Annotated in this window: 11 protein-coding genes; 4 read left to right on the forward strand and 7 right to left on the reverse strand. The window is 40.6% G+C overall.

Features of this window, described 5'->3' with window-relative positions:
* Window positions 1-198: 198 nt before the first annotated feature.
* The 5 genes from SAE01_RS23860 to SAE01_RS23880 all read right to left on the reverse strand — a co-directional run bounded on the left by SAE01_RS23860 (window position 199) and on the right by SAE01_RS23880 (window position 7,288).
* Complete coding sequence (locus tag SAE01_RS23860; RefSeq protein WP_147206354.1) at window positions 199-2,892, reverse strand: TonB-dependent receptor; 2,694 nt, start codon at window positions 2,890-2,892, stop codon at window positions 199-201.
* 182 nt (window positions 2,893-3,074) lie between these two features.
* A complete protein-coding gene (locus tag SAE01_RS23865) occupies window positions 3,075-3,509 on the reverse strand; it encodes a hypothetical protein (RefSeq protein WP_147206355.1) in 435 nt (144 codons plus the stop codon).
* 276 nt (window positions 3,510-3,785) lie between these two features.
* Entirely contained in the window at window positions 3,786-4,499 is a 714-nt protein-coding gene (locus SAE01_RS23870) for a LytR/AlgR family response regulator transcription factor (protein WP_170234261.1), read from the reverse strand.
* Window positions 4,499-5,557 (reverse strand): sensor histidine kinase, encoded by a 1,059-nt coding sequence (locus tag SAE01_RS23875; RefSeq protein WP_147206356.1) that lies wholly within the window; start codon window positions 5,555-5,557, stop codon window positions 4,499-4,501. Before SAE01_RS23875 ends, SAE01_RS23870 begins: the two co-directional genes overlap by 1 nt.
* A gap of 96 nt (window positions 5,558-5,653) precedes the next feature.
* Window positions 5,654-7,288 (reverse strand): carboxylesterase/lipase family protein, encoded by a 1,635-nt coding sequence (locus SAE01_RS23880; protein WP_147206357.1) that lies wholly within the window; start codon window positions 7,286-7,288, stop codon window positions 5,654-5,656.
* Window positions 7,289-7,393: 105 nt separating this feature from the next.
* Between SAE01_RS23880 and SAE01_RS23885 the strand changes: the two genes are divergently transcribed.
* Window positions 7,394-8,134 carry an NUDIX hydrolase gene (locus SAE01_RS23885; RefSeq protein ID WP_218029240.1) on the forward strand — a complete coding sequence of 247 codons (741 nt, stop codon included), beginning with the start codon at window positions 7,394-7,396 and terminating at the stop codon, window positions 8,132-8,134.
* A gap of 85 nt (window positions 8,135-8,219) precedes the next feature.
* Complete coding sequence (locus SAE01_RS23890; protein WP_147206358.1) at window positions 8,220-9,341, forward strand: alpha/beta hydrolase; 1,122 nt, start codon at window positions 8,220-8,222, stop codon at window positions 9,339-9,341.
* 17 nt (window positions 9,342-9,358) lie between these two features.
* Here the strand turns inward: SAE01_RS23890 and SAE01_RS23895 are convergent, their stop codons facing one another.
* On the reverse strand, window positions 9,359-9,976 hold the full coding sequence (locus SAE01_RS23895) for a YdeI/OmpD-associated family protein (protein WP_147206359.1): 618 nt from the start codon (window positions 9,974-9,976) through the stop codon (window positions 9,359-9,361).
* 225 nt (window positions 9,977-10,201) lie between these two features.
* Between SAE01_RS23895 and SAE01_RS23900 the strand changes: the two genes are divergently transcribed.
* Together SAE01_RS23900 and SAE01_RS23905 are read left to right on the forward strand one after the other, a co-directional pair.
* A complete protein-coding gene (locus SAE01_RS23900) occupies window positions 10,202-11,095 on the forward strand; it encodes a class I SAM-dependent methyltransferase (protein ID WP_147206360.1) in 894 nt (297 codons plus the stop codon).
* 323 nt (window positions 11,096-11,418) lie between these two features.
* On the forward strand, window positions 11,419-12,006 hold the full coding sequence (locus tag SAE01_RS23905; protein WP_147206361.1) for a hypothetical protein: 588 nt from the start codon (window positions 11,419-11,421) through the stop codon (window positions 12,004-12,006).
* 94 nt (window positions 12,007-12,100) lie between these two features.
* On the opposite strand, the gene SAE01_RS23910 is transcribed toward SAE01_RS23905, so the two are convergent.
* Window positions 12,101-12,579, reverse strand: a 479-nt coding sequence (locus SAE01_RS23910; protein ID WP_147206362.1) for an ROK family protein, incomplete at its 5' end; no start/stop codon positions are given.

A 12,579-nucleotide genomic window follows, 5' to 3' on the forward strand; every position in this document is an offset into this window, starting at 1 on the left:
GGTAGTTTGATAATTCTCAATCGTTACTATTTATAAAGACCGTTCAATGTTTCGTGCTTTAGCGATGTAGGCAATGCGGAAAAACGGATTTAAACAATAAAGGTTAAAAAGCTGAGGGCAATAGAAATTGCCCTCTTTTTCCTGATTGCTATGCCAATAGAACCAAAAAAGTATTTTTATATAATTGCACGTCTTCTCTTATTGACCGATGCCCTCTGTTGCGCCCTGGCCGGTTTGATTGTTTTTACGCTTAAATAACAACGCATCAATTTTTCCGAAACGATAATTTAACGTCAGCCTTACCATCTGTGGATCTCTTAAGCGGTTGTAAAATTGAGTGAAGTACTCGCTTTCAGAATATTGGTTGAAGCTGCGGGTTCTGAAAATATCGCTAACACTAACCGTTGCAGAAAGCGCCTTTGATTTTAGGAAGGTTTTCTTTACAGCAAGATCAATTCCGTAAAAAGGTTCGATATAACCCTGGGCTGAACTTTGAGCCTGCCCAAAACCACCACCGCCAGGACCGCCACCTGCACCACCACCACCACGTGCGCCGGGAGGACCTCCACCAAAACCGCCACCACCACCGGGAGGTAAATTAGTTTTTGACTGGTAAGTGCCGGAAAGCTGCGCTGTGAAGTCGGCAGGCAATTTAAAATTGCTATTGATCTTACCTAAAACGCTCCACTGACTGTTGGTTGAAACATCTTTTACATTAGTCGCGTTGATCGTTGAGTTATAGATGTTCACGTTTGTAGTTACATCCCACCACTTTGTAAAAAAGTCTTGCGAGGTCAGTTCAATGCCATACGATTGGCTTGAGTTAGCATTAATATACGTGTTGATAAAAGCTTCCCGACCCGTAAAAGGATTTACGCCTTTTTGAAGATAACGGGTAATAAGGTCCGTAGTCTTCTTGTAATAAGTAGAGGCAAGGAAGTTGTGATTTTTGTTGAATGTTTTTGAGTACGACATCTCCAACGAACTGGTAAACTCGGGAACAAGGTTTGGATTACCTGTTGTAATGTTTAACTCATCGGTGTAGTCAGCAAAAGGAATTAGTTGGAAAAAGTTAGGCCTGTTGATACGACGAGTAACACTGAATTGTATTTCCTGGTCGTGCTTCAATTTTTGGCTTAGGAATATTGATGGGAAGAAACTTACAGGATAGCTGTTGCTAAACTTCTCACCAGTGTTGGTCAACTCACCTTTGTAGCTTGAACTTTCTGCACGCAAACCAAGCTTATAACCGAAGTTCTTTATGCTGCTGGTAATGCTTGCATAAGCAGCGTAGACATTGTCGTTGTTTGTGTAGTTGTTAGAGGTCGACGGAATTAACTTATAAGCGTTGATGCTATTGTCGAAGAAGTAATTGCTGTTGTTATTTTCCCTGCCGCGGATAGAGGCTCTTACGCCTGTTTCTAATTTTGTTCTTGTTGAAATAGGATTTACAAAGTCTGACTGAATGATGACGTTGTAATCAGTGCCCCCGCCCAACAACTGTTGCAGAGATGTTGACTTGAGCGAGCTTCCTTGTGAGGTACGATTTGTTGTATAAAAAGATTCAGAAGCGTTCGTTCCGCTGAAGTAGTTGACGTCTGCTGTTAGCTCCTCTCCTTCTTTAGCAAAAATTTGCTTTAAACCCAAAGCAGCTCCTTTTCCATTGAAAGTTCTGGAACCTGTTGAAACCCGCTCGCTGTAGCTGCTTCTTTTTCCGGTGTTGAAAAGACTGTCAGTGGTGATATCAATAATTTCGCCTGGTTTAAATTGCCCGTTTACTCTAAAGCCTGCCAGTGAAAGTGTAGTTCGGTTGGTGATAAAATAATCTAATCCTGCACGACCAAAAATGAAACGGCCCGTAGACTTGTCCGCATTGTTTTGATTGATTGTGGTACGTGGAGTGTCAGTCAAGTTGATCCTGTTGACACTTCCTACAGTGTTAGATTTTCTTTGGTTGACATTAATGCTTCCAAAAAAATTTACTTTTCCCTGGCGTGCATTGAAATCAAAACCTCCGTTCATCGCTCCTAACCTGTCAATGCCTGCCCTTATATTTCCGTTATAGCCGGTTCTTTTATTCTTCTTCAAAACGATGTTTAAGATACCTGCTCCACCACCTGATGCATCATACTTCGCAGATGGATTGGTTATTACTTCAACGCTTTCGATTGCATCAGCGGGTATTTGCTCAAGGGTTAGTGTGGTTGGTCTGCCATCAACAAAAACTTGTGGAGGCGCGTTTCTAAGAGCCACGTTTCCATCGATGTCTACGTTAACTGAAGGAACGTTTTTCATTACATCTAAAGCGGACCCGCCTGATGTAACAATGTTCTTATCTACACTAAATACTTTTTTGTCAATATCCATCCGCAACCTTCCTGAACCGGTTGCCATAACTGTAACATCCTCTAGCTTTCTTATCTCTGTTTGCAGCGTTATTTTTCCAAGGTCCTTATCAAATCCCCCGGCCATTGCGGCCATATCAGGCCCGGCTCCACCTGCAGGTCTTTGACCTCCGGCACCGCCTCCTCTCTGAAATGAAATTACCTGCTCAAAAGGTTTAAACCCTGTAGCTGTAATCTTGATTTTTAAACCCATGATTGGTAATTCTTCAAAATTGAATTCACCGTTGCCTTTGGTAGCAGCGCCCTTTACCAGCACCTCTTTACTTTTCTTTGTGTTGTTGTCAACCTTCGTTTGAAGGATCACAACAGAAGCATCGCTGATCGCTTTTCCAACACTGTCAACGAGTTTACCGTAGACATGTCCAATGGATGGAGGTGTCATGCCTTGTCTTCCGCCTGCCATTCCGCCTTGCATTCCTGCAGGAGGTTGAGCAAACAAATTAAAAGCGAGAATAGAGAAAGCGGCGAGGATTAGAGTCTGCTTCATAATAAAATTATTGAGATCTATATTCGGCAAAAGTATCAGGCACAACTACAATACAAGTTGAATTGAGACAAAGCGGAAAAATGTTGCGACAAAAAACGAAAGAAGTTTGTGCAAATAAAAAAACCCGGCAGAATTACCGGGTTATCACAATTTTTGAAAGTTGCTAAAGAGTAATCAGCCTACTACTTACTTGTGCGGCTGTATACTTCCACCCAACCTTTTATGGCTTTTAGCACTAAGGTTTCTTTTTCATTTTCTACTGAGATATAATAGGCTACTTCATCATAACCTTGAAACTTAAAAGCTTCTTTTACAACGTAATCTTTATAACTTTTTGCAAATGTTCTTTTTGCAAAGGTTGGTACATCATCCATTTTCACCTGGTGGGTAGTAGCTACAAAGTCGCCGTCGATATTGTAGTACACTTCGACTTTGCGATCGTTTTGAATAAATGATGCAATTGTAAAATTGTTTTTTGAAGACCATTCTACATTAGATGCTCCTCTAAATGCGACTTCAAAATCGGCCACCGCTTTTTCATCTACCTGGGACAGGCTTTGAGCAAAAGAGCTTGATAGAGATGCAGCAAACAAAGCTGCTAAGAATAATTTTTTCATGTTCTGATTTTTAGATTACTGGAAATTTTTGCTATTTCCTTATAAACGCAGGAGCGTGAGCGTTAGTACCGATGTTGCTTAAGATGAGACGAAGTGGTAAAAGTTTGCGACGAAAGAACTACAGAAGCATGCTCTTTATAGTCGAATTAATGACTCCAAGTTGAAGAGTGCGACGCAACAGAAGCTAAATAGAGATTCAATTGCTGGTGACAATAAACCTACAGCTATAGGAAGATGTTGTAAATGGATGAAATGCTTGAGCTTAGCTATAAAAAGTTATTGCGGTTGAATGCCTAGCAGAGAGTAGACCGCTTCTTTGTAAATGTCACCAATAGGAAGTTCGGTGGTACCGATAAAAACACTGTTTTTCCGGATGGCTGTGATAGAGTCTTTTGCGACGATGTAAGATTTCTGAATTCTTAAAAAGCTGGAAGATGGCAGTTGCTCTTCGATACTTTTCATGCTTAACCGGACTACAATAGGTTTGGAGCTTTTTAAATGAATTTTGATATAATCCTTTAAACCTTCGATAAAAACAATGTCGGCGAAAGTTAATTTGATGTGACTATAATCTGAATTGATAAAGAAGTAGGCCGGTTCTGTATCTCTTACAATTTCTGCAGGCTTGTTTTTTAGCTGGTGTAATTCGAGTGCTTTGTTACAAGCTTCCACAAATCGGTCTAGGGAGACAGGTTTCACCAGGTAATCAACCACATTTAGTTTGAAACCATCCAGTGCATATTTCTCGTAGGCCGTTACGAAAATAAACATCGGCTTATTGGGAAGGCTTTGTATTACCTGCAAGCCGGTTAAGCCAGGCATTTGTATATCTAAAAAAACAAGATCAGGTTTTTCACGTTGAATAAATCCAATGGCTTCAATCGGGTTGCCTGACTTTGCTACCAACTGCAAAAATGGAACTCTGCTGATATTGTCTTCGAGCAGTTCGAGGGCAAGGTCTTCATCATCGATTGCTATGCAACGCAGCATCAGTGGAGGTTTAATTGCAGGGACACTATAAACTTATTGTCCCTATTCGTGATCAACAATGTGTGATTGTCTTTATACAATAAATTTAATCTTCGCCTTACATTTTGCAAACCAATACCGGAGGTTTTATCCTTTGTTTCTTCACTGCTATTATCGTGTTGGTTAATCACAGTAAACTGCAATAAGTTGTTCATTGCCTTCAATTCAATATTAATTTCTGCATTTTGTATAAGTCCCGTGCCGTGTTTGAAGGCATTCTCGACAAACGGTATTAACAGCATTGGTTCTATAAAATAAGAATTGTCAAAATGATCCATCGTTACATTTACCTTTACTTTACTTCCAAACCTTTGAGACTGCAAATCGATGTAGCTATTTAGGTAATCGATCTCTTTTTCTAACAACACCTTTTCTTCATCTGTCTCATACAACATGTACCGCAACAACGAGGAAAGCTTTATAAGCGACGGTTCTAAAATATCAGACTTTTTTCTTGCCAACGCTACCATGTTATTCAACACATTAAACATAAAGTGAGGACTTACTTGCGAACGAAGAAATGAAAGCTCCGTTTTCAAATGCTCGTTTTCTTTCTCCTTATCGATCCGTTCTTTTTCTTTCGCAATCCTTTCATTTTCCATCCTGTCTTTAATGGTTCGGTATGCTGTACTTGCTGCAAGTATGAACAGGAATATGAATAAGGTGAATAAAAGATGCATCCGCATATTGTACTCCTTCGTATTCATGAAGAGGTAAAAGAGGATCCTGGTTTGAATGATTAACCATGAGAAAATTAAAAAAGCTGAAAGCCCGTATAACCAAAATCGCTTTTTATAAAACAACTGTGGTATCAGAAATATAGCATTCAGATAAAATATAACGACCCATGAGAGATCCATGAACAACGAGAAATACCGGTCGTGACCATGTCCCCTATTTGCCCCCTGTTCACTCTGTGGCGTGGGACGTAGCAGGTATGGTAATGAGAATAGTAGTACCCAGGCAGCGACATGTAGTAAAACAACAACCCATTTCTTAGAATACCATGTTGCCTTCATAGCTACAAAGTACTAGCGAAATGGGTTGTAATAGAATTAGATTGAGACGAAAGACAAAAAATCAGCTACCAAAAAGATAATGAACTACAGGTTTAATTATTTTGAAGCAGCTTTCTCAATAAAGAGATAACGTCCTTGATTTTTATCAGTTTCAGCGGTTGTGTTTACATCAATCTTCATAAACTGTGCATTCGCGTTCGTGTTTAGTGCGGGCCATTTTGGTAAACCTGGTCCGTTTGGATCAGCTGTCTTTACGAAGTTTGCAAAATATTCCTGCATAACCTTTGAAACCTTATAATCGTCAGGTGTCCAATCGTACACTTTGTTTGATGCAAGATTACCCATTGCATATTCGATTTCTGCAGAGTGCACCGCACCTTTTGCAGCAGGCATCGCCGGTGCTTTTTTTGCCGTCGTGTCCTTTACTATACCTCCAGCCAACCCGGCAGTAACGTTACCCATAGATGCCGACATTGCCGGACGAGGGCGGGAGAAGTAATAACGATATACTTTTTTACCACTTGTCCTGGCCTGCAGATCAGCCCACTTCCAGGTGCTGTAACTGATAAATCTATCGCTCGCTAATTCTGTCGCCACTTGTTCTACTTCCGCATCAGAAGATGGGTTGTAGACTTGCAAGGCTTCATTAGCTTTTTCTCCGTACAACTTTTGTACTGCTTTAATGTAGTTTTCTTTGGTTGGCTTTTCATTCCCCATCACCATTCTATAATTCATCTCCTCTGAGTTCCAACCAACCAATAAAGGAACGTGGGCCTGTTCGCCTGCCTTATAAATTTCCATCGGATCTTTTGGAAAGAAATAACCATCGACGGTCATAGAAAAACGAAACGGTCCAAATTTAGCGGCAGATTCAAGCAGTTTATCAGCAGGCATTGCTCTCAATTCTGCAAGAGAGTTTGCTCCAACTGTTTTTGCAAACTCAACCCCTGTTTGTTCGCCTCTTGAAAGTGGAACAGCGGGTAAAGCACCAAGCAAAGAGCCGCTTTCGCCAATAGCTCCTGCGATTAAATTTTTTGATAATGGTGAAGCCATCTGCGCACTCACAGAAATAGATCCGGCAGATTCACCGGCAATCGTTACCCTTTTAGGATCACCACCGAATGCAGCTATGTTTTGTTGTACCCATTTAAGTGCGGCAGCCTGGTCCAGCACGCCGTAATTGCCGGAAGCATGATGAGGAGATTCTTTAGTAAGGTCAGGATGAGCCATAAATCCAAAAACACCGAGTCTATAGTTAAGCGTAACTGCAACTATTCCTTTTGTAGCCATGCTTTCTCCGTCATACCGGGCTTCTGATCCATCACCGGCAACAAAGCCGCCTCCGTAGAAATAAACCAGCACAGGAAGGCCTTTTTTACTGGTAGAAGGAGTCCACACATTGAGGTAAAGACAATCTTCATTCATCCCTTTTGTGCGAAAGCCCATGTCGCCAAACACTTTCGTTTGCATGCCGTGCGATCCAAACTGCTTTGCGTCCAGTTTACCCGTCCAGTTTTTTACAGGCTGAGGTTCCTTCCAACGTAAGTCTCCGACGGGAGGTGCAGCGAAAGGAATACCCTTAAAAGAATGAACGCCACTTTGTTCAACTGTACCTTCAACAAGTCCATTGACCGTTTTTACAATCGACGAAGCAGATCCGGAAGTTGATTGCGCCGCCGACATTTGAGTAAGTTGAATGGCAAGCAAAGGAAGAAATAAAAGCTTTTTCATGCTGTAATTTTAAAATGAGTATTATTGTCTCAATTGTGAGACAATAATACTATAAATTTATCTTGCTAAAAAAAATATTTTAGTTATTTGCCTCATATATTAACTATGAAACAAAAGCAAGGAGTAGGAAAACAGGAACTGGGCGCCGATGATTTTGAAAAAATGTTTATGCCGGGTTTGGCTATTGATACAGTGATTTTCGGGTTTCACGAAAACCAGTTAAAAATTTTGTTGCTGGAATATGAAAACACGAACTTGTTCGCTCTACCCGGCGGTTTCATTAAAAAAGATGAAAACCTCGACGACGCGGCGAGGCGAACCTTGCTTGATAGAACAAGTCTGAAGGATATATACCTAGAGCAATTTTATGTTTTTGGAGATATAGCAAGACATGATCCTGAACCCCTACGAAAGATTATGCAAGGAAAAGGACTTGGACAGGTAAAAAATCACTGGCTTCTTGAACGCTTTCTAACAGTCGGATTTTATGCACTGATCGATTACACGAAAGCCGTCCCCATTCCTGATTTGTTGTCCGACAAATGCGAGTGGCACGAGTTAGATAACCTGCCTCCTTTAATGCTTGACCATAAGTACGTAGTGGAGAAAGCATTGGAAACGCTTCGTGCAAACCTTGATCAAAAACTAATAGCATTTAACCTGATGCCTGAAAGTTTTACCATGGCAGACTTGCAAAGTTTATATGAAACTGTTTTAGGGGAGAAATTACTTCGAACAAGTTTTCAAAGAAAAATGTTGAACCTGAAAATACTGGAACGGGTTGAAAAAAAATATACAGGAGGAGCCCATAAAGCCCCCTATCTATATAAGTTCGCAAAGAAGTAGAAGTGAGTATTCAGGGTTAAAATGTACAAGAGTGCGACGCAACAATGTTTGATGCAGCTATACTGCCAGGAACAAAAAATAAAACATGCTCAGATTAATATTGGTGTCCCTGCTTTTCTTATTGTCGCTGTTAACAGTTTTTCGGGCAGGCACGAGTCAGCTGTGGTACATATCAATATTGGTGACTGAATTCTGCTGGTTCTTTATTGTGATTGTAATTGCGTTGTTATTACTGAGTTTCAGTAAAACGAAACTCGTTATACCAATATCTATTGTAGGAATTGCTGCCTTAGTACTATATGCTGTACCAATTATCGGAGCTTATCGTATTGCCTCCAAGCTGAATAGCCTATTTGCAAATAATGCTGGCCGGACAAGTAGTACTGTTGCAGGCTCCGCCCCTTTTAAAATAACGCAAATGGTAACAGGGGTATACGCAAAAAAAATAGCTTACAAAACCCTTAGTTATGACTCCACTCATAATTTGAGTCTCGATTTTTACCCCTCTCAAAAACCTGGAAATAAACCGTGCGTTGTTATAGTACATGGAGGATCCTGGGCAGCAGGAAACAGCCAGCAATTACCCGATCTAAATAGTGCTCTTGCAAAAGCCGGTTATCATGTAGCAAGTATTAACTACAGGCTTGCTCCGGAATATAAATTTCCTGCTCCTATTGAAGACCTGCATACAGCCCTCGATTATCTACGTTCGGTGTCTGCAAACCTTTCTGTTGATACAACAAAATTTGTATTGCTTGGGCGAAGTGCAGGTGGACAAATTGTTCTATCTGCAGCTTACACTTTGAACGATCCTGCAATAAAAGGTGTAATCAGTTTTTACGGCCCCGCTGATATGGTTTGGGGTTACGCAAATCCAACCAACCCGCTGGTGCTGGATAGTAAGAAGGTTATTGAGGATTATTTAGGTGGAACAGATAAGCAGGTGCCGCAGCAATACATCAATAGTTCCGCGACCGAAACAGCTACAAGCAATTCTGTTTCCACTCTGTTGATACATGGAGAAAACGATCCCTTAGTGTCACACCTGCACGGGATTAGACTTGGCAAGAAGCTGGACAACCTGAAAGTTCGACACTATGATGTTTATCTGCCTTGGGCAACTCATGGTTTTGATTATACCCTAAATGGTCCTGCTGGCCAATTAAGCACCTGGAGTGTTTTGCGGTTTTTGGAAATTGTGCTGTAAATGCTTCATACCTTGGTTTAGCACTTTGCGTACTTCCAGTTTCGTGTTTTGCCTTCCGTCATCCATTCAATTGCAGTTGCTAATCTTTTAGAACGCGTGGCTTCGGTTTTTGCTTCGGTGACCCATTCTATGTATTCTCTTCGATGGGAAGGACTGAATTTTTCAAATGCGACAGAAGCTGTTGGGCTTTTTTGTAAAGCATCCAGGAACCATGATGGAGCCTCGACATTCTTTGGTGCGGCAGACTTCTCTTTCTTAACCTTCACACCCTTTTCATTAAGCACCATTGCTTCACGGATGTACCTGATCAAAATCTCATCCTTTGGCAAATCGTCCAAACTTTTAATTTGCCCCAGGTGACCCATTGATGTTTTCTCACCTACCGCCTCTAAAAGCTTATCAGGATCTGGCATTAGGGAGCCTAGCCAAAAGCCAAAAGTGCAATGCTGCTTAAATGCAGCCATACTGCATAATATCGCACCTGCATATTCGAAGTTCGGAAAGCTCCACTTTATGGTCTCCTTTACTTCAGGACAAGCCGTATGAACAAGCTGTCGTAAGTGACTCAAAATTGGCCTGGCAAATTCGGCCGACTTACTTATGTAATCATCTACCCTGGGGTCAATACTAGCCATAAAGAAAGTTTGAGCTTGGAAAATTCACTGTTTAAAGATAAATACTTGCGTAAATATTAAAATACACATCTTACCGATTTGTAAAGTATAGCAGTAAAATTTTTATTGGATTTATTTCGAAGGTGTTAAGGCAGGAAAGAGAAAATTATGAATTCGGTTTTAAAACAGCTGGATTTTTATACCAATCTCAGCCAACTATTCACATACTAAATTCATCCTATAGCTATGATATCTGAAATAACCACCCCTACCGAAACTTTCTTAAAACCTCATCGAACGGGCATTCAAAACGAAAACTATCTCGAGTTTCCGATTGAAAATCCTACAGAAGGGCTTGAAGCAAATGCCTACTATTTCAATCATAAAGAATGGGCTCAAGAATACCTTACTTATTGCCATCGCAGTGATACTTTTAAAAGCAGGTGGAAGGCAGCCTTGGGAGGAAGTTGGGACAACAAAGTTGTAGTAGACATTGGCTGCGGACCTGGAAATATTTATGCTACGCTACAAGGCAATCCGAAAACACTAATAGGCATTGATGTAGCACCGGGATCATTAGAATTAGCAGCAAAAATGGGCTACACCACGGTTCTCGCTGATGCCAATGATCTTCCGTTCAAGTCCGGATTTGCAGATATAGTGACCATGAACGCCACCTTGCATCATTGTGTAGATATGGCTGCGGTATTAAAGGAAGCGGAGCGTTTGGTAAAGCCCGGGGGATTATTAATCACTGATCACGATCCTCAACATAGTGCGTGGAATTATAAAGGCGTTGCTAAATTGCTTTGGAACGCGCGGCTGTTCTATTATCGGTACATAGGGCATGGTTTTCACAAAACAACGGAGCAACAAAAGTGGGGACTTGCGTGCGAGATACATCATAAGCCCGGTCATGGTGTTACTGAGGAACTATTTAGAACAACGCTGGAACCGCTTGGTTTTACCATCCAGGTATATCCACATAATCATACTTTGGGTGAAGAAGTATTACAGGGTTTAACAGGTAAAGCAGAATTGAAATATAGGTTGGGAAACATCTTATCCGGCCGCAATCCCTCATCTAAGAGAAGTGCGCTCACTTTAATGTGTGTTGCAAAGAAAAAGGATGATGCTTAGTTTTTCATCTTTAACGTCAATTCAAATAATAACTCATTAAAACAATCTCATTCTTATCTTATCTACTTCTTCATTCGCATAATTATTCTGCCTTTAAAACAAGGCCGTGATGCCGCTTTCTTAATTACAAATTCAACTCTCCGACAACCTTTGTTACTAACAGTAACACCTTACTAGTTATACCTTGACTAGAGCAGGGTTTAAATCTTACTGCCTTCATTTTTAGTACGGACATTTTTTCTTTAAAAAAAGTAATCTTTTTAGTTATTAGGAAAAACTTACATGGTATAATTTTTACCGCTTTACGGGTCAAAATGTAACATATGAAAAAGAAATTTTTAGCCTTAGGAACAATGTGTTTTCTTGTAGCAATGGTAGCTTGCAACAATGGGGAAAGCACTACTACGACAGATAGCACAACTGTATCAACAGGCTCTTCGCAAACATCGAATGATGAGGTTGCTGCATCGCAAAATATACGGGTTCAGCTTGACCCTTCTGTTTCTTATGTAGATTTAAAAACAGGTAAACCTGTAAAACTGAGAGTCGATACTGTAACAAGATATATAGTCAACGAGGTATCAAACGAGCCCGTTACCTACTATATAAATCCTGCTACCAGCGATACATTTGATGCAAGAGGGCGCCTCGTTAATAGAGCACTTGTAAGAAGTTCTGATGGTGACTACACGATCGATGAAACGAGACTAACCCTAACTGAAGATGATAACAGCAATATGACCAGCACCGACACAACCACAAATACGGCTAATACATCTGCGGATGGAACAACGACGATGGGGAACTCAAAAACAAAGATTAAAGACAATAAGTTTAAACAAAAAACTGATAGCACAGAGATAAAAGTGACAGAGGATAAAATCAAGGTAAAAACAAGAAAGAACGATTAGATAAAACAGACAAGATTTACTTATAATTAAAAAGTCACCCGCAATGGTGACTTTTTAATTACGGAGCTTTTGGTATGAAAAACATCGAAACCTGCTATACGGGTTGCACATATGGCAGCTCCCAAACCAACGTGCTGGCACCAAGAATTGCGGCATCAGCTTCGTTTAATTCGCTGAGAATAATCTTCACTTTGTTCTTATATAAAGGCAGTAGATTCTTTTCCATATGTTCGCGGGCGGGCCCTAAAAATAATTCTCCTGCCTTAATCACCCCACCAAATAATACGATTGCTTCAGGGGAAGTTACCATTACAAAATTGGCAAGTGCCTCGCCTAATATCTGACCTGTAAACCTATAAACTTCTTTTGCCAGTTTATCACCTTTAATGGCACATTCATACACCAATCTTGAATTAATTTGATTGACATCGAAATCTCTTAACGAGCTTTCTTCATCGCTTTGCTGTAACATTTCTCTTGCAGTAAGCATCACACCTGTGGCGGATACATAAGACTCTAAGGAACCTAGTATATCTGTTTTCCAATGCTTTCTGCCACCACGAATAATTGTTG

This window comes from Segetibacter aerophilus (assembly GCF_007991655.1).
GTDB classification, from domain to species: Bacteria; Bacteroidota; Bacteroidia; order Chitinophagales; family Chitinophagaceae; genus Segetibacter; species Segetibacter aerophilus.